The organism is Luteibacter sp. 22Crub2.1, from assembly GCF_900167995.1.
GTDB lineage: Bacteria > Pseudomonadota > Gammaproteobacteria > Xanthomonadales > Rhodanobacteraceae > Luteibacter > Luteibacter mycovicinus.
On sequence record NZ_FUYT01000013.1, the window covers coordinates 65,214 to 83,963 of the forward strand.

The 18,750-nt window shown below is 66.7% G+C and carries 14 protein-coding genes; 7 read left to right on the forward strand and 7 right to left on the reverse strand.

Going from position 1 to position 18,750, the window contains the following annotated elements; all coding sequences use genetic code 11:
* Positions 1 to 48 precede the first annotated feature (48 nt).
* The 5 genes from B5X73_RS14425 (at position 49) to B5X73_RS14445 (ending at position 10,522) form a co-directional block, all read left to right on the forward strand.
* Positions 49 to 3,258, forward strand: a complete 3,210-nt coding sequence (locus tag B5X73_RS14425) for a dermonecrotic toxin domain-containing protein (protein ID WP_079522316.1) — start codon at positions 49 to 51, stop codon at positions 3,256 to 3,258.
* 67 nt (positions 3,259 to 3,325) lie between these two features.
* Entirely contained in the window at positions 3,326 to 4,075 is a 750-nt protein-coding gene (gene ubiE, locus B5X73_RS14430) for a bifunctional demethylmenaquinone methyltransferase/2-methoxy-6-polyprenyl-1,4-benzoquinol methylase UbiE (protein ID WP_036109683.1), read from the forward strand.
* A gap of 145 nt (positions 4,076 to 4,220) precedes the next feature.
* Positions 4,221 to 7,484 carry a dermonecrotic toxin domain-containing protein gene (locus B5X73_RS14435; RefSeq protein WP_176167849.1) on the forward strand — a complete coding sequence of 1,088 codons (3,264 nt, stop codon included), beginning with the start codon at positions 4,221 to 4,223 and terminating at the stop codon, positions 7,482 to 7,484.
* A gap of 88 nt (positions 7,485 to 7,572) precedes the next feature.
* A complete protein-coding gene (locus B5X73_RS14440; protein WP_079522319.1) occupies positions 7,573 to 9,423 on the forward strand; it encodes a M1 family metallopeptidase in 1,851 nt (616 codons plus the stop codon).
* 100 nt (positions 9,424 to 9,523) lie between these two features.
* Positions 9,524 to 10,522: an alpha/beta fold hydrolase gene (locus B5X73_RS14445; RefSeq protein WP_254857304.1), complete on the forward strand. Its 999-nt coding sequence runs from the start codon at positions 9,524 to 9,526 to the stop codon at positions 10,520 to 10,522.
* Between the two features lie 32 nt (positions 10,523 to 10,554).
* Here the strand turns inward: B5X73_RS14445 and B5X73_RS14450 are convergent, their stop codons facing one another.
* From B5X73_RS14450 to ttcA, 4 genes are all read right to left on the reverse strand, one after another.
* A complete protein-coding gene (locus B5X73_RS14450) occupies positions 10,555 to 11,322 on the reverse strand; it encodes a M48 family metallopeptidase (RefSeq protein WP_079522321.1) in 768 nt (255 codons plus the stop codon).
* A 72-nt stretch (positions 11,323 to 11,394) separates the two neighbouring features.
* A complete protein-coding gene (locus B5X73_RS14455) occupies positions 11,395 to 12,303 on the reverse strand; it encodes a recombination-associated protein RdgC (protein WP_043696330.1) in 909 nt (302 codons plus the stop codon).
* A gap of 76 nt (positions 12,304 to 12,379) precedes the next feature.
* The gene (locus B5X73_RS14460; protein WP_079522323.1) at positions 12,380 to 13,567 is read right to left on the reverse strand and encodes an amino acid aminotransferase; all 1,188 of its coding nucleotides are present in this window, start codon (positions 13,565 to 13,567) and stop codon (positions 12,380 to 12,382) included.
* A 34-nt stretch (positions 13,568 to 13,601) separates the two neighbouring features.
* Complete coding sequence (gene ttcA, locus B5X73_RS14465; protein ID WP_036109665.1) at positions 13,602 to 14,474, reverse strand: tRNA 2-thiocytidine(32) synthetase TtcA; 873 nt, start codon at positions 14,472 to 14,474, stop codon at positions 13,602 to 13,604.
* 102 nt (positions 14,475 to 14,576) lie between these two features.
* On the opposite strand from ttcA, the gene B5X73_RS14470 reads away from it, so the two are divergent.
* Both B5X73_RS14470 and B5X73_RS14475 read left to right on the forward strand, forming a co-directional pair.
* Positions 14,577 to 14,783: a YdcH family protein gene (locus tag B5X73_RS14470; protein ID WP_036109662.1), complete on the forward strand. Its 207-nt coding sequence runs from the start codon at positions 14,577 to 14,579 to the stop codon at positions 14,781 to 14,783.
* Between the two features lie 9 nt (positions 14,784 to 14,792).
* Positions 14,793 to 15,389 (forward strand): GNAT family N-acetyltransferase, encoded by a 597-nt coding sequence (locus B5X73_RS14475; protein ID WP_079522325.1) that lies wholly within the window; start codon positions 14,793 to 14,795, stop codon positions 15,387 to 15,389.
* A 13-nt stretch (positions 15,390 to 15,402) separates the two neighbouring features.
* Here B5X73_RS14475 and B5X73_RS14480 read toward each other — a convergent pair whose 3' ends face one another.
* Genes B5X73_RS14480 through B5X73_RS14490 form a run of 3 tightly spaced genes read right to left on the reverse strand, consistent with a single transcriptional unit; the run spans position 15,403 to position 18,747 of the window.
* Positions 15,403 to 16,422 (reverse strand): HlyD family secretion protein, encoded by a 1,020-nt coding sequence (locus tag B5X73_RS14480; protein ID WP_036109656.1) that lies wholly within the window; start codon positions 16,420 to 16,422, stop codon positions 15,403 to 15,405.
* 11 nt (positions 16,423 to 16,433) lie between these two features.
* Positions 16,434 to 16,631 carry a DUF1656 domain-containing protein gene (locus B5X73_RS14485; RefSeq protein WP_036109654.1) on the reverse strand — a complete coding sequence of 66 codons (198 nt, stop codon included), beginning with the start codon at positions 16,629 to 16,631 and terminating at the stop codon, positions 16,434 to 16,436.
* Positions 16,621 to 18,747: an FUSC family protein gene (locus B5X73_RS14490; protein ID WP_079522327.1), complete on the reverse strand. Its 2,127-nt coding sequence runs from the start codon at positions 18,745 to 18,747 to the stop codon at positions 16,621 to 16,623. Before B5X73_RS14490 ends, B5X73_RS14485 begins: the two co-directional genes overlap by 11 nt.
* Positions 18,748 to 18,750 lie beyond the last annotated feature (3 nt).

The following is an 18,750-nucleotide window of genomic DNA, read 5'->3' on the forward strand; positions in this document are numbered from 1 at the left end:
GCGGTGTGCTTAACCTTTGCTCGGGATTCCCCACGCAAAGGACGCACCATGGATACGACTCCGCCGCAGGCGCCGCCTGCCGTCGTCAGCAGCACCCAGCAGGAGGCCATCGATGCCCTCCAGCGCATGACAGACGCCCAGACATGGCTAGGCCGGCAGCAGGATGCGCTGCCGGCACTGCCCAAATCTCTCACGACCGAGAGCCGCGACGCCTACCTCGCCGGGCTGGACGCCTACTGGCGACAATCCGTCGACGATGCGCCGGGAACGGCTCCCGTGACGCGTGTCGCCGCACTCGCCACCCGGCTTGCGGCGATCATGCGCGACGAAGCCATCGTTCGCCGTAGCGACGACACGCTGGGAGCGCTCGCCGTCGAGCTCGCCACGCGCTTCGCGCGCTCGGCCGACGGCCTGCCGCCGCCCGGCATGGAGGCGCGCTCGCTGCTCATCGGCGATGTCGCCTGTGCCGGTGCGGTTGTCCTGCTCGACAGCAACCATCCCGACACCGTTCTTCGCTTCCTGCCCGATCGCGGGTGGGACGCCTTCACCAGCCTCGAGCAACTGCACGCGCAGACCGAGACGATGATGCGCGAGCGGCTTGCCGCCCAGCGAAAACTTCCGGGATTGCGCGCCGACGACACGCAGCGCGTGATCGCCAACGGGCGGTTCGTCGGATCGGCCCCCATCGAGGGTCCCGTGTTCGATGCGATGGCGCAATCGCTAGTAGCCCTGCAGAAAAGTGAACTCACGGACGCGTGGCCATCGTCGACCGATGCTCCCACGCCGGCGGCGGTGGCCGACGAAACCTCGTCCGCGCTCGATCTGTCGGTAACGGTCGACGTCTTCGCCATCCTCGGCCAGCGCGAAACGCGCCTCGCGGTGGCGCTGAACGAGGAGCGCCTCGCCCGTGTGCCGGCGGACGTGGCACAGGGCTGGCGTGACGCCGTCAGCGCCTACCGCCACGCCAGCACGCTCTCCGGTGACGCCACGCGACAGGATGGCGAAGCACCGTCGACGCTGGCCACGTGGACGCGGACGGAGCTCGCGTCCGCGCTGGCTTCCCGCGGCTTCCCGATCGACCCCGACGATATCGGGATCGAAGCCTCCGGAAGCGAAGCGCTCACGGTCCCCGCGCTGGGGACCGCGCCAGCCGCCCCCGTTACGCGCATGAGCCTGGCCGCTTTCGCCTTGCGCAACACCGGCCACATCGATGCACGGCGCCTTCGTGTCGTCTCGACCGCCTTACCCGACGGGGTGCGAGCGCCCGACATCGCCACCATCAGGGATATCGCCCGCCGTCTCGATCTCGCTCCGCGTTATGAGGCTTATCTGCGCGCGCGCATGAGCGATCCCGCCGGACGCGCGTTCCGCCAGTCGACCATGCGTCTGCAGCAGGCGCGGATGCGTGTCGAAGCGGCGTCCGCGCGCATGGCGACCTACCTTCGCGGCGAGACACCGGTCTTCCTCGACGACCACGAGGAACGCGGCTATCGCCTGGTGGAAGCCGTACTGGACGCTCCCTCCGCGGCGGCGCGCCGTCGCGTCGGCGGTCACCGTGTCACGGTGCGACAGCTGGTCTATCGCGGCGCCGCTGTCAGCGATGTGCTCATCATCGGCGTGCACGATCCGGCAAGTTCACCGCGCGTCGTGATCTACACCCCCGATGCACCCGATGGCCGGCCTTTTCACGAATTCAGCGACCGTGCGACGGCGGGACGGCAGCTGTTCTATGCCAAGGCGTTCGAGCAATACCTGTTGCAGCGGCTGCCGGCGGAATTCAGCGAGCCCGTGCCCCAGGGGGGCGGACGTCGGTTCCGCATCTCGGAAACGACCCGCCGTTCGCACTGGGTGCTTTCGGCCGCCGGTGACGGCCGTGGCACCCTTACCGAGGCCCGGTTCGAGGAACGCGACGTCGACGGCGACGTCCGTACCGCACTCTTCGACGCGGAGGTGGAACGCCAGGCCCGTGACGTCGCCTGGATCGGTCGCAGCACGGACCAGGCGGACAGGGAGTCGATCACCGACACGCTGGCGGTCGTTCTGCGTGCGTTTCGCGGCCCGGAAGCACTGGTCGAGGACTCGCTCAGCGCTGTCGGCCAGGCGCTGCGCGCCACCTGGCGTTTCTACGATAACGTCAAGGCGGGCGACCGCCACCAGGCATTCGTCGATTTTACGGAAGCCTATACCGCATCGCTGCATGTCGCCGGCTGGGGAGCGGGATTCGGCAAGGCGCTGCGTCCACGCCTGTCGCTGCGTCCGCCAGCAGGCGGGCTGCGCAGCCTGGATGCCGGCCTCCGCCTGACGGACACGCGTCAGCGGCTCGATCCTCGTTATGCGACCCGGGATATCGATCTCTCCGGCATACCGTCCGACGCTCTCGGCGTGCACCGGCTACACGGCCGGCGCTACATCCGCCAGCAGGAGTCCGTCTTCGAAATTCGCCATGACGCGGCCTCCGGTACGTGGCGGCTCGCCCGCCCGAATGCCCTCGACGCGGCGTTCGCAGGCCCGGCCATCGAGCCTCTGGCCTACGGCGGCTGGCGCCTGCGCACGGGTATGGGGCTACGGGGCGGCTGGGTGGACGACGCGGCATTCCCGCAACCCGCCTCGCGCGGCGTGACCGGCCAGGAACTTGCCGGTCTGAGCGACTTCCAGCGCTGGACGTTCGAGCAGTCGTTCGCACAACGGCTGCGCAGCGCGGGAGAAGCCAATCTGATCGTCTGGGATGTCACGTCGCAGCCGCACCCCCGCTTCGTCACGCTGCGCCAGCGGACGGCGTGGAACGACGCGCTCCGCACGGCCCGCGGCGCACCGACCGAGCCCCTGCCCCTCGGCGCGCAACCGGGCCCCGGCGCCTCGTGGCGCGTGCTGAATCCGGGCGAATGGCCGAACTCACTGTTTCACTACCCGGCGGGCTTTTACGGCGCCCTCGGCAACGGCTCGCAGGTGATTCCGCTGCAGGTGTCGCCGGGCACCGGGCTGCGCGGCCTGCCGGCGACACGCACACCGCCCGCGGCACGCGTCGCCGGGATGGCCACGGGCAACGTGCCGGGTGCGCGGTCACAGGAGTGGGTGGAAGTGCACCTGGACCGCTACCGGCACCGTCCGGGACCGAACGGCAGGCCGGCCATCCGGGTGATCGAGGATCGTCGTGGGGCGGAAATCACCTATGTGATCCAGCCCGACACGGGGTTCTCCATCAACTTCCTCGGCCTTGAGCCGGGCGACTTCACCGCGGGACGCCAGGCCTTGCCGTGACCGCGCCCGCCGCTTCCCGACGAGCCCTGCGCTCGCCGGGGGGCGGCAACCGGGGTACCATCGCCGCATGGAAAAGACCGATACCACCCACTTTGGTTTCCGCGACGTCCCTGTCGCCGACAAGCAGAAGCTCGTCGGCCAGGTGTTCACCTCGGTCGCCCGAAACTACGACCTGATGAACGACCTCATGTCGTTCGGCATCCACCGCCTGTGGAAGCGCCATTTCGTGGCGGTGAGCGGCGTGCGTCGTGGTGACCGCGTGCTCGATCTCGCGGGTGGCACGGGGGATATCGCCGCCCTGCTGAAACCCGTCGTGGGCGACGATGGTGAGGTGGTGGTCGGCGACATCAATGCGGCGATGCTCGGCGTCGGCCGCGATCGCCTCACCGATCGCGGACTCGTCTCCGGCTTGCGCTGGGCGCAAATGAATGCCGAGGCGCTGCCGTTTCCCGACAACAGCTTCGATGCGGTGACGATCGCTTTCGGCCTGCGCAATGTCACCGACAAGGACAAGGCGCTGGCGGACATGCATCGTATTCTCAAGCCCGGCGGCCGCGCGCTCGTGCTGGAATTTTCCAGGGTGCAGAGTCCCGTCCTCTCGAAACTCTACGACGTGCATTCGTTCCGCATCCTGCCCCGCCTGGGCAAGCTGTTCGCCAACGATGCCGACAGCTATCAGTATCTGGCGGAGTCGATTCGCAAACATCCCGACCAGGAAACCCTGAAAGGCATGATGCTGAAGGCCGGCTTCGGCCACGTGGAAGTTCGCAACCTGACGAACGGCATCGTCGCCATCCATCGCGCTTATAAGCTCTGAAAGCGCGGGGCTCGTTCTGACGAGGTTTATCCCGACGCGGTCGCTGTCGCAGCACTGACCGGAAGTCGGTGAGCACGGGGACATATCTCCGTAGGGCGACTGCCTAACCTTTGCGTGATATCCCACGCAAAGGACGCACATGGACATGACCCCGCCGCAGGCACCCCCTGCGATCGTCAGCGACGCCTCGCAGGCGAGCATCGACACCGTCGCCCGCCTCGACGCAATGCAGGCCTGGCTGATCGCGCAGCAGGATTCCCTGCCCGTACTTCCCGACGCTCCCGACGTGGATGGCAAGGCCGCGTTTCTCGGTGCCTTGCATGCGCACTGGCAGGCCCCGGTCGATGGTGCGCCCGGCATGGCTCCGGGAACGCGCGTGAGCGCTCTTGCGCAGCGCATGGCCGACGTAGCTCGCGACGACGGCGCCCTGCTACGCGACGACGGCACCCTGGACGCCGCGGCGGCGGACCTCGCCATGATCGCCTCGCGCGCAGGCGGAGCCCCGCTGCCCGCCTCTGTGACGATGAGCGAGCTGCTCGTCGGGGGCAGCGCCTATGCGGGCGCCTTCGTCGTAGAAGACGGCAGCCGGCCCGACCTCGTGCTCGCCTTCACGCCCGACCGTGGATGGGAACGCTTCGACGGTGTGGAATCGCTCCGGCAGGTGCTCGACCATCGCTTGCGCCAGGCACTCGCGTCGGGTCATGGCCTGGTCGCCGTCGACGACGCCTCGCCGCTCGTGCTCGGCGAGGGCGTGGCGGTAAGCGAACGTCCCCTGGGCGAACAACCCTTCGCGCGCCTCGCGGAACGCATCGTCGCGACCCAGGCCGGGAAGATCGGCAGCGCATGGGATCGGTTCGCCGCGGGCGACTGCGACGTCGCCGGTCTGGTGGACCATGTCACCGCGGCCTTGCGCCTGTCGTCCTACGTCGATGTTCACGCTGTGCTCGCTCAGCGGGACGTACGGCTCGCGGGAGCGATCGACGAGGCACGGCTGCGCGACGTTCCCGCCGCCGTGCGCGACGACTGGTATCGCGCCCGCGCCGATTACCGGAACACGATGCAGGGCATGGGCGAAGCGAGGCGCGGTGAAGGCATGACCGAGACCCTCTCGCTCGACGCCTTCGTGCGCGCGCAGCTCGCGGCGCGGCTCGTACCGCTGGGCATCACGGACGATCCATCCACCCTCTCGGTCACCATGGCGGACATGCCGACCGGCGATCCGATCGCCACGCTGTCCATGCTGTTCGGCGGAACGCAGGGGCGGAAGGTGCCGCTGGTCGCGCTGGCGTTGCGCAATATCGCGTCGCATGGCCTGTCCGTGGGCGCGGTCTCGCGCGACGACGGGCAGCCACTGTCCGTACCCCTGAACGGTGCGGCGCTCGCGACAATGATCCGCGAGCTCGACGCGGGGCGGCGCTACGCGGAGTACCTCGAATCGCGACTGCGTTCGACACCGGCCGGAGCGACGTCGCGCGATTTCGCGATCGCGTTGCAGCAGGCGCGGATGCGGTTCGAAGCCGCCGACGCGCGGATCGCCTATTACCGCCGGGACGAGCCGCGAAGCTTCTACGACGATCAGGGCGAGTTCGGCTACCGGCTGCTCGCCGCCGCGCTCGATGCGCCCACGCCAGGACGGCGCGCGAAGGTACTCGGTCACGACGTCGTCGTTCACCAGCTCACGTTCAAGGGCGTACCTCTATCGGACATGGTCTTCGTCGCCGCGCGTGACAGCCGTGCCTCGTCGCGTGTGGTTTTCTATACACCCGACGCGCCGGATGGTCGCACGTATCGCGAGTTCGCTTCGCGCGCCGAAGCGGCACGGGAATTCCTGCTCAATCCCACTTTCGAAAGCTACCTGCTCGACCGGCTTCCCGCGGAATTCGCGCAGACCGAGCAGAACGGCAGCCGGCGGTTCCGCATGAGCGACGGTTCGCGTCTGGCGAACTGGGTCTTGTCGCAGCAGGGAAATACGGGCCAGTCGCGCATGGACAGTCCCTTCGAAGAGCGTGAGATTCACGACGATTTCCTCAAGGCCATGTACGACGCCTCCGTCGATCACATGCTGCACGATGTGCGCGCGGGGTCCCGGACGACCGGCGAGGCCGATGCCGAGGGGCGCCAGGCCGTACTCGCGTCGCTCATGTCCGTCATCGGCTGGCAGGAACGCGCCGTCGCGCACACCGTGTCCAGCGTCGTGCAGTCGGTACCGCGCACGTTCCAGGCGTCCTGGCGCTTCTATGACAACGTCAAGGCGGGCGACTACTCGCAGGCTTACCTCGACATCGTCGATGGCTATACCTCGGCGCTGAACGTCATCGGCCTTCGTCCGGTGCTGCCACGCGTCGCCGGTGCGATGGTACGCGCACGGGCTTCGTCCACCCTGCTTACGCCGACGCGGCGAAGCATCACCCGGGCCGACGCCGTGTTCGAATCACGCTTCGAGGTCACCGTCGATCTGGCGGGAGCGACGCGCAGTTCGGAAGGTTTCCACGTGACGGGCGGGCGGCATTACCTGCGCCAGCATGACAAGGTCTACGGCGTCCGCTACGACCGCGAACACGCGACCTGGCGTCTCACGCGTGCGGGCGCACCCGATGCGAACTTCACGGGGCCGGCGATCGCCCGCTCGCCGGACGGTGTGTGGACGTATCGGCGCGACGTCGGCCTGCTCGGCGGCGCACCGCATGCGGTCACCCCGGAGATGCACGTGCTGCTGCGCAACCGGGGTCTTACCGATCCGGAGGTCGGCGCACTCAACCTGGCCCAGCGCGATATCCTCCTGCGCGAGCTGTCGCGGCTGGCCGGCGGCTCGGACGAGGCGGTCCAGGTGCTTCGCGGTACGGGAACCGCCGCAGTGCCGACAGGCGCCCACGCATCGACCTGGCGCGAAGCGCTGCGTCTTGCCCGTCACCTTCCCGGAGCCCCCATCAACCGCTCGCTCGTGGCGTCATCCCAACTCGTGCACGACCTCAGCGTGGGCACAGCACCCGCGAACATGGTGGTCGTTCCGCCGTCCGAGTGGCCGGCAACCGTGTGGTATTACCTGCCGCGCGATCAGGCGGACCTGTTCCGGGGCGCCGCCGTCTCGATACGCCAGCATCGGCTGTTCACGCACACCGGGATTCCCGTCTATTCACACTCGCCCCACACCGCGTTTCCCGGGATCGCCGGGGCCACGTACGGGTCGCTCAAGGGAGCGTGGCTGCGCATCGACCTGCGCGTGATCGCCACACGGCAGACCGGGTCGTTGCTGCCCCCGTTCGACCTGCTGCGGTACGGTATCGGCGATCCCGGAACCCTCACGATCCGGCCGAGACTGCCGACCGGCGCGCCGCGGGCGGCCCCGCCGAACGTATGGCTATGGGGGAACGAGTTCGAACTCGGCACCTGGCCGCGCCTTCCGCGCTGAAGGCCAACCCGTCGATCCGGTGCGTACGCGCCGGATCGATCCGGGCATGAATGGCATACTGGGTGCTTCCTTCCACCGGAATCCCGCAATGCGCCTGCTTCCCGTCCTTGCCCTGACCATGACGTTTCCCGTCGTGGCTTTCGCGGCCGACCCGCACTCGTACGCCCAGCCCGACGCCGTCCGCGTCACCCACCTGAATCTCGACCTGAAGCTCGACTTCGGCAAGCGCGAACTGGCCGGCGACGCCACGCTCGACCTGGACTGGAAAGATGCCAGGGCGAAGGATCTCGTACTCGACACGCGCGACCTCAAGATCGCCAGCGTCGACGCCGTCGATGCGAACGGCAAGACCTCTTCGCTGAAATTCGCCCTCGCACCGCGCGACAAGGAACTGGGGTCGAAGCTGACGATCCAGGCACCGGCGCACCCCGCCAGCGTGCGTATCGCGTATACGACCGTGCCGGAGGCCTCGGGCCTGCAGTGGCTGACGCCCGAGCAGACCGCGGACAAGAAGCAGCCCTTCATGTTCTCGCAGTCGGAGTCCATCCACGCCCGCTCCTGGGTACCGCTACAGGACTCTCCCGCCATTCGCTTCACCTACGACGCGCACATCAGCGCACCGAAGGACGTGCGCGTGGTGATGAGCGCGATCAACGACGCGAAGCACCCGCTGAACGGCGACTTCCGGTTCGACCAGCCGCATCCGATCCCCTCGTACCTGCTGGCCATCGCGGCGGGCGACATCGCGGTGAAGGAAACCGGACCACGCAGCGCCGTTTATGCCGAACCGAGCATCGTCGGCAAGGCCGCGCACGAATTCGAAGACACCGAGAAACTGATCGCCACGACGGAGAAGCTGTACGGGCCGTATGCGTGGGGTCGCTACGATATTCTCGTGTTGCCGCCGTCCTTCCCCTTCGGCGGCATGGAAAACCCGAACATGACCTTCGCCACGCCGACGGTGCTCGTCGGTGACAAGAGTCTCGTCTCGCTGGTGTCGCATGAGCTGGCCCATTCGTGGTCGGGCAACCTGGTGACCAGCGCCGCGTGGCGCGACATCTGGCTCAACGAAGGTTTCACCACCTACGTACAGGGACGCATCACCGAGGCCGTTTACGGCAAGTCGCAGGCCGACGAGGAAGCCCTGCTTTCCGCTCGCGAACTCGAAAAGACGATCGGCGCCATGCCCGCCAACACCCAGAAGCTCACGCCGGACGCACGTGGCGTCGGCGCGGACGACTCCCTTTCCTCGGTCGCCTACGACAAGGGGTCGTGGTTCCTCCGCACCCTGGAACAGCGTTTCGGCCGCGACACCTTCGATGCCTATCTGAAGGGTTACTTCGCGCACTTCGCTTTCCAGAGCATCGACACCGACACGATGTTCGCGTATCTGAAGGCCAACCTGCTCGACAAGTACCCGGGCAAGATGAGCGAAGCCGAGGCACGCGCGTGGATCTGGCAGCCGGGCATTCCGAAGAACGCACCGCTGCCGACCTCCGCACGCTTCGACGGCATCGACAAGCAGCGGGACGCTTTCCTGGGCGGCACCCTGGCGGCGGACAAGCTCGAGGCGAAAACCTGGAATACCCAGGAATGGATGTACTTCCTGGATCGCATGCCGGACGTCCCGCCGCTGGCGAAGATGAAGGAGCTGGACGCCGCCTGGCATCTCACCGGTACGCCCAATGCCGAAATCGGCATGCGCTGGTATGCCCATGCGATCGCCGCCGGCGACAAGGACGTCTGGACCGCCGCGGCCGAACACATGACCCGGATTGGCCGTCTGTACCTGACGACGCCGGTCTATCGGGCGTTCGCGCGGACGCCGGAGGGTCTCGCATACGCGAAGGCAACCTACGCCAAGGCGAAGGGCGGCTACCACCCGATGACGCAGCAGGCGGTGGAGCGCATCCTCGCCGGGACGTCGAAAAAGAACTGACCGCAGGTTCCTGCGCGCCGCTCCGGCGGCCGCGGGGCTTGCATCCTGCTCCCACGCCCCGCATCTTGCGGGGCGTCCTTCGTTCCAGGCTTCCGATTTCATGGCAAAGACCCCCATCCCGGCCACCACCACGTCGCGCCCCCTCTGGCAGCGCCTGTTGCTGCGGCGACTCAAGTTCCTCATCGTCGTCGCGGCGGTGCTGGGCGTAGGGGCCGGAGGCATCTACCTGTTCGCGCCATCGCTGTTGCTGAAAGCGGACGCCGCGCGTCTCGCGATGGCGGCACACATGGAGGAGAAGCAGGTCGTGGCGGGCGATACGACCTGGTCTTACTACGAGGGGGGAACCGGCCCCACCATCGTGCTGCTGCACGGCTTCGCCGCCAACAAGGAAACCTGGCTGGAAATGGCCAAGGGCCTGACCGATCACTTCCATGTCGTCGCACCGGACCTGCCCGGCTGGGGCGAATCGTCGCGCAACGACAACGGCGACTACGGCATTCCCGCACAGGCGGCACGTATCGAAGCGTTCGCGGCGGCGACGGGACTGCAGCATTTCCTGCTGGTTGGCCAGTCGATGGGCGGCGCGATCGCCGGTGTCTACGCAAGCGAACACCCGGACCGGGTCGCGAGCCTCGTGCTGATGAGTTCGCTCGGACTGACCTTCAAGGACAACGACTTCGTTCGTGACGTGAAGGCCGGCAAGAATCCGTTCCTGCTCAAGGACCGTGCCGACCTGGAAGCCCTCCTCGCGCGGATTTTCCTCAAGCCACCGCATATTCCGGGGCGTCTCGAGGACGCGATAGTGGACCGTAACGCCAAGGACCACGAGTTCATCGCGCGTACGTTCGCCCAGCTGAAAGACCCCGCACAGGCCTACGCGCTCGATCCCGTCATCGGCACATTGCCCATGCCGGTGCTCGGCATGTGGTGCCGGGACGACAAGATCATCGACGTCTCCGCACTGGATACGCTGCGCAACGGTCTGAAGAGCTCGCCAGCCATCAGCGTGACGATCATGAATGGTTGCGGGCACATGCCGATGCTCGAAAAACCCGATGAGACGGCGCGGGTCATCACGGGTTTCGCGCTGGCGCATTGAGGTGGCTTGTCATCGCCAGCGAGCCTGGCGATTCAGTCCGCGACGTCGGCCACCAACCGGTCCAGCTGCATCTTCAATCCGCTGCCATGCGCGCGGAGCCAGTTCCGCTGCTCCTTCCAGTCCGGGAAAATGCCTTCGACCCAGTGCCAGAAGCGCGGCGAGTGATTGCGCACCTTCAGATGACACAATTCATGGACGAGCACATAGCGTAGTGCCGCGGGGGGCGCCAGCGCGAGGGCGAGATCCAGATTGATGCGATCGCGCGTATCCAGACTGCCCCAGAGACTTTTCAACGGGCGGATTTTCAATGCGGTAGGGGCCGCGTTGATCATCGGTATATAGGCCGGCAGCCAGCGCGAGACGTCCTTTCGGATCTGTGCTTCGAAGTGGGTGGCGAGCAGACCGCGAGCCACGAGCAACGCCCGCGTGTGCGGACGTGGAATGACAAGGGTGAGGCCGTCCGCCGTCGGCTCGACGCGGGGATAGGGGCCCTCGGCCCAGTCAAGCGCGATTTCTTCGCCGCGGAACGGGAACGTCGTCGGCACACCGACTTTCAGCCGCGGAAGCGGCTCGGCATCGAGGTGAAACTCGCCGAGCTTCTGCTCGAGCCAGTCGGCATGATGACGGAGAAAGGCCGTCATCTGCGCCGTGTGCGTACCGTTGGGGTAGGTGAGACGGGCACCCTTGGGGGTGACCGTAAGGCGCAGTCGACGCGCGCGCGGGTGCGCCGACTTGAGCACGCGGATCGTGCCTCCGGTCGGCGTCGACAGCTCCAGCCACTCACTTTCTTCCGATGCCATGTCGCGAGTCTCTTTTCGATCCCGACGAACATCCCACCAACCCATATCAATTCCTGCGACGCGGCGCCTGAATCACTCGGGGCGCGGCAACTTGAACCATTCTTCCAGCTTGCCGAGAAGTCGCGCGTACTCGCCTGCCATCAGGGCGAAATTCGCGTCCATCTCCGCGGCAGCCGATTCAGGGCTGTCGCCCTGCTCGTCCAGCACCACATCCGTGAACTTGATCTTACGCAGAATCAGGTCTTCACCGAGCACGAATGAGATGCGGTCGTCGAAGACCAGGCCGAGCTGAAACACCTGCTTACCCGTACGCAGATGCTCACGGATCTCATCGGTGTCGAGATCCTGTCGGCGGCAGCGCGCGATGGCGCCGGAGGCGGTGGCCGGGTCGCGCAGTTCGCATTCGTCGCCGAGCGCCAGACCCGCCGGCAATTCTCCGGTGGCCACCCAGTGAGTCATGAGGATGCGCGGCGATTCCTCCGGCGCCAGCGGCACGGCCGGAAAGCTGCCCAGCGCCTCACGGATCTGGCTGAGCGTGTTCTCAGCCGACTTGCGACTGGATGTGTCCATGACCAGCCAGCCGTGCTTCTTGTCGGCATAAGCGGACATACGCGACGTACGCACGAAGGCGCGCGGCAGCAGCTCGTTCATGACGTCGTCTTTCATGCGCTTACGCTCGCGACCGCTGACCTTGCGGCCCTCTTCGTCGACGATCTTCTGCACGCGGTTGGCCAGCTCGTCGTTCACCACGGACGTCGGCAGGAGCTTGTCTTCGCCGGCGACGGTGACCATCGTGTTGCTGGCGACGGAATGGGTCAGTGCTTCTTCCTTGCGGCCGAGCGGGGAGATAAAGCCGCGCGTCGACATTTCCATCGGACCCACGGAACGAAGGCGATGCTCGGGCAGCACCTCGTCGAGGCGCTGGAGGTCGGCGGCGACCGGCTCGGAGAAACGGAACAGTGTCAGGTTGCGATAGAACATGGATCGGCGATTCTCTTGCGAATGAGGGACCGCGGCGGGCGCGAGGCGCCGCCGGCGTAGGAGCGCGGAATGACGGTCAGACGACCTGGGCGATCGCGGAAGCGACGCGGTCCAGATTGCCGTCGTTGAGCGCGGCGACGCAGATACGGCCGGTACCGACGGCGTAGATGCCGAACTCAGTGCGCAGGCGATCGACCTGCGCCGACGAAAGACCGGAATAGGAGAACATGCCGCGCTGTGCTTCGATGAAGCCGAAGTCGCCGTGCTTCGCCAGTCGCTCGACCAGACCACGACGCATGGCGCGGATGCGATCGCGCATCTCGCCCAGCTCGGTTTCCCACTGCGCGCGCAGCTCGGCGTGGTTGAGCACCGCCGAGACGACGGCGGCACCGTGGGTCGGGGGGTTGGAATAGTTGGTGCGGATGACGCGCTTGAGCTGCGACTGCACGCGAACGGCTTCGTCATGCGAACCGGTCACGATGGACAAGGCACCCACGCGTTCGCCGTACAGCGAGAACGACTTCGAAAACGAGCTCGCGACGAAGAACGGCAGGCCGGCATCGGCAAAGAGGCGCACCGCGATGGCGTCGGCTTCGATACCGTCGCCGAAGCCCTGATAGGCGATGTCGAGGAACGGCACGAGGTCGTACTTGCGCACGGCCTCGATCACGCGCACCCAGTCCGCCTCGACGAGGTCGACACCGGTCGGGTTGTGGCAGCAGGCGTGCAGGACGACGATCGCGCCCCGGGGCAGTTTCGCGAGGCCGCCGAGCATGGCGTCGACGTCGACACCGTGCGTCGCGGCGTCGTAATACGGGTAGTCGACGACCTCGAAGCCCGCTCCTTCGAACAGCGCGCGGTGGTTTTCCCAGCTGGGGTTGCTGATGGCCACGGGCACCGACGGGTTCAGGCGCTTGAGGAAGTCGGCGCCGACTTTCAGAGCGCCGGTGCCGCCCAAAGCCTGGGCCGTGACGACGCGGCGATCGGCAAGCAGCGGGGATGCGGCACCGAACAGAAGGTTCTGTACGGCGCTGTCGTAGAGGGCGATGCCGTCGATGGGCAGGTAACCGCGCGGCAGCTGCGCCTCGAGGCGGGCTTTTTCGGCCTCACGCACGGCGCGCAGGAGCGGCACATGGCCGTTGGCGTCGTAGTACACGCCAACGCCAAGGTTGACCTTGTCGGTGCGGGTGTCTGCGCCGAACGCTTCGTTGAGGCCGAGGATCGGATCGCGCGGTGCGAGTTCGACGGAAGAGAAGAGAGTCATGGTCGGCAGGCCTTGAAGCGGGTAGAGGAAATGATCAGTCGTTATCGTCACCGGCGTCGCCGCCGGTCAGCCAGGCATGTGCGTCGGCGCGCGCCGCGCCTTCGCGTGCGCCCAGCGCCGCGAAGTCGAACAGGCTACGGTCCGTCAGCTGTGAGGGCGCGATATTGCCCATCGCCCGGAAAATCGTTTCGCTGCGGCCGGGATGGGACTTCTCCCATTCCTGCAGCATGCGTTTGACCACCTTACGCTGCATGTTCTCCTGCGAACCGCACAGGTTGCAGGGAATGATGGGAAACGCGCGGGCCTCGGCGTAAGTCTCGATGTCATCCTCGCGGCAGTACGCAAGCGGGCGGATGACGACATGGCGACCGTCGTCCGAGAGCAGCTTCGGCGGCATGGCCTTGAGGCTGCCCTGGTAGAACATGTTCAGGAAGAACGTCCCCAGGATGTCGTCGCGATGGTGACCGAGCGCGATCTTGGTGATCCCGTTGTCCGACGCCCACTGGTACAGCGCTCCCCGCCGCATGCGCGAGCAGAGGCTGCACATGGTCTTGCCCTGCGGAATCACACGGGTGACGACGCTGTACGTGTCCTGCTCGATGACGTGGAACGGCACGCCCCGTCCTGTCAGGTACTCCGGCAGCACGTGCGCGGGAAAATCCGGCTGCTTCTGGTCGAGATTGACCGCGATCAGTTCGAAACGGACGGGTGCCTTCGCCTGCAGCGACAGCAGCATGTCCAGCATCGTGTAGGAGTCCTTGCCGCCGGAGAGGCAGACCATGATGCGGTCGCCGTCCTCGATCATGCCGAAGTCGGCGATCGCCTGGCCGACCTGGCGACGCAGGCGTTTGGCCAGCTTGCCGGCTTCGTAGCTCTGCTTGCGTGTGGCGTCGGGCGTGGCGGACATGCTCAGGCGGTATTCGGAGGGGACGGCCCCCTATTGTAGCCGCTGCGGGACCCCGCGCCCGGGGTTACAATCGTCGCTCCCCTCCTCGCCCGGCCCAACGCCATGCAGGTCCAGGATCCTCACGAGCTCCAGCAGCGCCTCGCCGAACTGAAGGTCGAGCATCGCGACCTCGACGCCGCGATCGACCATCTGGCCGCCGCCATCAGCCGCGACGAGCTCCAGCTGACTCGTCTTAAAAAGCGTAAGTTGCTGCTGAAGGACACCATTTCCCGTATCGAAAGCCGGCTCATCCCGGATCTGGACGCCTGAAGGACGCCGATGGACCCCGTTCGCCTGGAAAACCCCTACGTCAGCCTCGAGCCGCTGCAACTGGCCCACATCGAGCCGCTGGAGCGCGCGGCGGCGGACGGTGACCTCTGGAACCTCTGGTTCACCTCGGTGCCCGCCCCGGGCCGGATGACCGACTACGTCGAAGCGGCGCTGCGCGGCCAGGAAGAAGGCCGGATGTCTCCCTGGGCGATCCGCGAGAATGCCTCCGGCGAGATCGTCGGCAGCACGCGCTACTACGACATCGTGAACGATCCGTCCCGGCTGGCCATCGGCTACACCTGGTACGCCCGGCGCTGGCAGCGCAGCCATGTGAACACGGCAAGCAAGCACCTCCTGCTGTCCAACGCCTTCCAGAACGTCGGCGCCGTGGCCGTCGAATTCCACACGGATGCCTACAACCAGGATTCCCAGCGAGCTATCGAGAAGCTGGGGGCAAGGCGTGAGGGCGTGCTTCGGGCCCATAAGCGTCGTCCCGACGGATCGCTGCGTGACACCGTCTGCTACAGCATCCTCGCCACCGAGTGGCCGGATGTGGACAAGTGGCTGCAGTTGCGGCTCGCGCGGCTGGCTCCGCCGCAGGCCTGAGGGACCGCGGCGCTCAGCGCGCCGCCACCGCCTCCGGGTGCGACGGCCGCACGATCAGCGTCGCCGTCATGCCCGCCGACAACACCACGCCCGCCGGCAGGTGGTCGCTGTCGATCCGCACCCGGACCGGCACGCGCTGCGCCAGGCGCACCCAGTTGAAGGTCGGATTCACATCGGCCAGCAGGTCGCTTCCGGTCGGGTTGTCGGCGTCGGTGATGCCGCGGGCGATGCTCTCGACGGTGCCCTTCAGGCGCGCACCACCGCTCATCAGGCGGATATCCACCGGATCGCCGATGCGCAGGCCCGGCAACTTGGTTTCTTCGAAGTAGCCGTAGATCCAGTAGGAATGGCTGTCGATCAGGGCGAGGCGGGCCGTGCCGGCACTGGCGTAGTCGCCGACGCGGACGTCGAGATTGGTGACGAAGCCATCCACCGGCGCGCGCACCTCCGTGCGGTCGAGATTGAGCTGTGCGGAAGCGAGTTCGACCTGAGCCTGCGCAACGGCGGCCAGTGACTGCTGCTGCGCCGCACTGGCCTGCTTCGTGCTGGCCTGCGCCTGCTGCCAGCCTGCCTTCGCGGCATTGGCGGCGGCCATCGCGTTCGCCTTGTCTTCCGCCGAGATCACGTTGTTGATCAGTTTCTGGCGGCGCTCGGACTGCGCCTCGTACATCTCGAAGTTGGAGCGGCTCTGCAACGCGCCAGCCTGAGCCGCATTGATGCTCGCCCCCGCGGCACGCGCCGCCGCCTCGGCGGCATTGAGGTTGGCCTCGGCCTGCGCCACGGCGTTGAGATAGCGGGCCTTGTCGACGACGAAGAGCAGGTCACCCTTCTTCACCGTCTGGTTGTCGATGACCTTGACGTCCGTCACCAGTCCGGCGACGTCGGGAGCGATACGGACGATCTCCGCTCGTACGCGCCCGTCACGCGTCCACGGCGAATACATGTAGTGCTTCCACATGGCATGTCCGACGAAGGCGGCGATGACGACGACGACCGCGGTAACGGCGAAACGAATGATGCTGGCGAGTTTCATGAGGGTTCCACTCAGAACATGAACAGCGCGAAGGCGCCGAAGACACAGACGAAGACAGCAAGACGAAACAGCGGCGGATGCCACACGAGCCGGTACAACCCCAGGCGACCGGCGATACCGTCCAGCAGCCACAACAGCAGCAGCGCCAGGACGAAGAAGACGAGCAGGCCCGGAACGAGCGCGTCGCCGAGTGCGATTTCACGAGGCATGAGCGATGTCCTTGCTGAGCGGGGCATTGGGCATGTAGGCGGCGAGGACGGATTCACCGTCGAGCAGCGCCATGCGGACGAGATGGAGATGTTCGAGCAGATGAGCGACACCCTCATGCTCACCCACGCTGGCGATGGCGGTCGCGACGGCGTCGCGCGCCAGCAGGTAGCCGGCCGCATCGGGCTTCTCGTAGAAGCGCGCCAGCGTGCGCAAGGCGTCGTCGAGGTAAGGACGAAGCGTCGGCGGCACATCCCCGCGCGCCATGTCGTGACGGAGTTCGATCAGCGCGCGCCCGGTCTCGTGGACCGCGAGGGCCCAGGCGATCAGGGACCGCGAGTCCGCACTGCCCGGCTGGGTCTGCGCGACGACCTGACTGACCAGATCGTAGTTGACGCTTTCGAACCGATGGCGGAGGCCCGGCAGCGGCGCTTCGGCGGCAAGCGCGACCTGCCCGCGCAGACGGGCCAGCTGGCGCCGGCGCAGCCACGCGCTGCCGATGGCTGGCGGAATCACGACGAACGAGACGGCGGCGGCGCCAAGCCCCACGACCTGGGCGATGGCGTCATTGATGAAGTGAGCGGGATCGTAAACCTGCACGTTCTTCAGCGAGAGGATGTAGGCGAAGCCCATCGCCCAGCCGAGTCCATAGAACGCGAGACGCTGCGTCATCATCATGACCAGCCCGAGGGCCAGGAAAGGTGCGACGCACACGACGAGCAGCCCATACCCGTCGACCTGGGTCAGCAGTAGAAACTCGCAGATAAAGCCCACCGCCATTCCCGACAGATAGCCGAGCATGACCTGCCAGGTCACGCGCGTCGGATTGGGAATCGTGGCGAAGAGGCCCGCGAAAACCGTCGCCAGCAGCATCGCGCTCGAGCCCAGCGGCCATGCGCTGTAGATCCAGAACGCACCGAGCACGAGCATCGTCAGCGTCGTGCGAAACGTCGCAAGACCCGCACCGAGGAAGTCGTTGCCGCGATCGAAGCGCACGCGCTCGGCGGAGCCGGCGATCACCCGCGGCGTCTGCAGCGACGCCGCGGCGTCGACGTAACCGTGCAGCTCATCGACGAAGCGGGTCAGCAGCGAGGCGCCCGTATCGAAGTCACGCACGTCCTGTGAGTCGGACAAGGACGCGCGCAGGCCCGGAACCGATGCGCGCATCGTGTCACGCGCCGACACCAGCCTGGGCAACAGGACACGGGCGGCGGCGCCGGCCTCGATGGGTGCATCGAGCGCCTCACCGATGGGCGCGTAAAGCCGGATGAGCGTATCCGCGGCGAGATCGCGCTGCGCGCGCTTCAGCCGGTTGATCAGGTGATGCAGCGACTGGAAGCTGGTCGACGCGGCCATGAAGCGCTGGTTGAAAAGACGCAGGTGATTGCTGCGCGCACGCGCTTCGGCGTCCTCGAAAATCACCGAGCTGCGCAGGTCTTCCAGCGTCACGGCGGCGCGCACGAAGCGCAGGTGCGCTTTCTCCATGGTGTCACGCGCGATGCTTCCCCCCGTGCTGTCGCGGACGAAGCCGACGAAGCTCGCGAACTGCTCGCGGGCCGCGCGACGCAGGACGTCACGCATGCGACTCGGGAAAACGATGTCGTTGACCAGGCCACTGACCATCAGGCCCAGCAGCACCTCGCTGATGCGAGCCCACGAAGAGTCGAAGACGCCGGGCGGATTGTCGATGACGGGAATGGCGACGATGGCCGCCGTGTAACCGCCCAGTACGAACGCGTACGACTTGAAGTTACGGTACAGCGTGGCACCGCCGGCGCAGACGCCGATCCACAGCGACAGCGCGAGAAGGAAGAGGTCGCGCTCCTGCGGGAAGGCGGCCACGATGGCGATCGCCGCCGTGGCACCGGCGAGGGTACCGATCGCACGATAGAAGCTCTTGGCCAGCACCATGCCCGACTGGCGGTTGGCGACGATGACCGTGGTCAGCATCGCTGTCGAAGGCGCCGGCAGGTCGAGTCGCATGGCGAGCCAGCCCGTCAGGAAAAAGGCGATCAGCGTCTTGACCACGAACAGCCAGACGTTGACCTCCTCGCGCAGCGTCTCGACGACGATCTGGCGGGTGTCGGGGGTGGCGTTTTGTAGGCCGGTGGCAGACATGGC

Bases quoted from the DNA above. Each gene is read 5' to 3' on its own strand.
- B5X73_RS14450 (WP_079522321.1), bottom strand. From the start codon at position 11,322: ATGGCATCGGAAGAAAGTGAGTGGCTGGAGCTGTCGACGCCGACCGGA.
- B5X73_RS14460 (WP_079522323.1), bottom strand. From the start codon at position 13,567: ATGACTCTCTTCTCTTCCGTCGAACTCGCACCGCGCGATCCGATCCTC.
- B5X73_RS14490 (WP_079522327.1), bottom strand. From the start codon at position 18,747: ATGTCTGCCACCGGCCTACAAAACGCCACCCCCGACACCCGCCAGATC.
- B5X73_RS14475 (WP_079522325.1), top strand. From the start codon at position 14,793: ATGGACCCCGTTCGCCTGGAAAACCCCTACGTCAGCCTCGAGCCGCTG.
- B5X73_RS14440 (WP_079522319.1), top strand. From the start codon at position 7,573: ATGCGCCTGCTTCCCGTCCTTGCCCTGACCATGACGTTTCCCGTCGTG.
- ubiE (WP_036109683.1), top strand. From the start codon at position 3,326: ATGGAAAAGACCGATACCACCCACTTTGGTTTCCGCGACGTCCCTGTC.
- B5X73_RS14480 (WP_036109656.1), bottom strand. From the start codon at position 16,422: ATGAAACTCGCCAGCATCATTCGTTTCGCCGTTACCGCGGTCGTCGTC.
- B5X73_RS14485 (WP_036109654.1), bottom strand. From the start codon at position 16,631: ATGCCTCGTGAAATCGCACTCGGCGACGCGCTCGTTCCGGGCCTGCTC.
- B5X73_RS14445 (WP_254857304.1), top strand. From the start codon at position 9,524: ATGGCAAAGACCCCCATCCCGGCCACCACCACGTCGCGCCCCCTCTGG.
- B5X73_RS14435 (WP_176167849.1), top strand. From the start codon at position 4,221: ATGACCCCGCCGCAGGCACCCCCTGCGATCGTCAGCGACGCCTCGCAG.
- B5X73_RS14470 (WP_036109662.1), top strand. From the start codon at position 14,577: ATGCAGGTCCAGGATCCTCACGAGCTCCAGCAGCGCCTCGCCGAACTG.
- B5X73_RS14425 (WP_079522316.1), top strand. From the start codon at position 49: ATGGATACGACTCCGCCGCAGGCGCCGCCTGCCGTCGTCAGCAGCACC.
- ttcA (WP_036109665.1), bottom strand. From the start codon at position 14,474: ATGTCCGCCACGCCCGACGCCACACGCAAGCAGAGCTACGAAGCCGGC.
- B5X73_RS14455 (WP_043696330.1), bottom strand. From the start codon at position 12,303: ATGTTCTATCGCAACCTGACACTGTTCCGTTTCTCCGAGCCGGTCGCC.